The following is a 1,080-nucleotide window of genomic DNA, read 5'->3' as shown; positions in this document are numbered from 1 at the left end:
TGTATTGACCCGCAGCGTTGTTGACGCGGCTGATCGGGGGCTTGCCTCCGAGTGCGGTGTGGCAGCGGTGGTGGTTGTAGGTGTGGAGGAAGTCTGCCAGGGCTTCGGTGCGCTCTGCGTTTGAGGTGTAGGGCTGCAGGTAGGCCCATTCGTCGAGCAGGGTGCGGTTGAAGCGTTCGACCTTGCCGTTGGTCTGTGGCCGGTAGGGCCGGGTGCGTTTGTGGATGATGCCGGCCGCGGCGAGGGTGTCTCGCCAGGCGTTGGATTTGTAGCAGGAGCCGTTGTCGGTCAGGACGCGTTCGATGGTGATCCCGTGGGCGGTGAAGAAGGCTTGTGCCCGGTGCCAGAAGGCGGTGGCGGTGTCCTTGCGCTCGTTGGGCAGGACCTCGCTGTAGGCCAGGCGGGAGTGGTCGTCGACCGCGGTGTGGATGTAGCTGTAGCCGATCACCGGCTTGCAGTTCTGTCGCTGGGTGGTGGTGGCTTGCCGGTTCCGGTCTCCCGCGGCCCTGCCCATGGTGCGCCAGCCGCCGCCGTCGGGGATGTTGCCGAGCTTCTTGATGTCGACATGGACCAGCTCGCCTGGCCGGGCCCGTTCATAACGGCGGATGACCCGGCCGGTGGGTCGGTCCATCCAGGTCAGCCGGTGCATGCCGTGCCGGGTCAGGATCCGGTGCACTGTCGAGGCCGGTATCCCGAGAATCGGCCCGATCCGTGCCGGACCGAGCTTGCGAGTGGTCCGCAGGTGACAGACCCGGGCTTCCATGGCGGCCGGTGTGCGGTGGGGGACGGTGTGAGGCCTGCTCGGACGGTCGTGCAGGCCGGCGTCGCCCTCGGCCCGCCAGCGTCGGACCCACTTGTGAGCCGTGGCGCGTGATATGCCCATCTCAGCCGCGACATGAGCGACCGGTCGGCCCGAGCAGACCCGCTCGACCAGCAGCCGCCTGCCGTGCACGGTCAGGCGGGCATTACGGTGGGACACGAAGACCTCCGTGTGGTGCAGTCCTAGACAGCTCCACCACACCGGAGGTCTTCGCCTTGATCAAGCCCCCGCAGGTGTCAACAACGCTCGTGATCAATACA

At 66.9% G+C, this 1,080-nt stretch carries 1 protein-coding gene; it reads right to left on the bottom strand.

Annotated features, from left to right (window positions below):
• Positions 1-979: IS481 family transposase (locus ACZ7MY_RS43050; RefSeq protein ID WP_499611863.1), on the bottom strand; the 979-nt coding region annotated here is incomplete at its 3' end.
• Positions 980-1,080: the final 101 nt, after the last annotated feature.

The sequence above is a fragment of the Streptomyces sp. NPDC111520 genome, from assembly GCF_055635295.1.
This window is presented reverse-complemented; position numbering and strand designations above follow the sequence as displayed.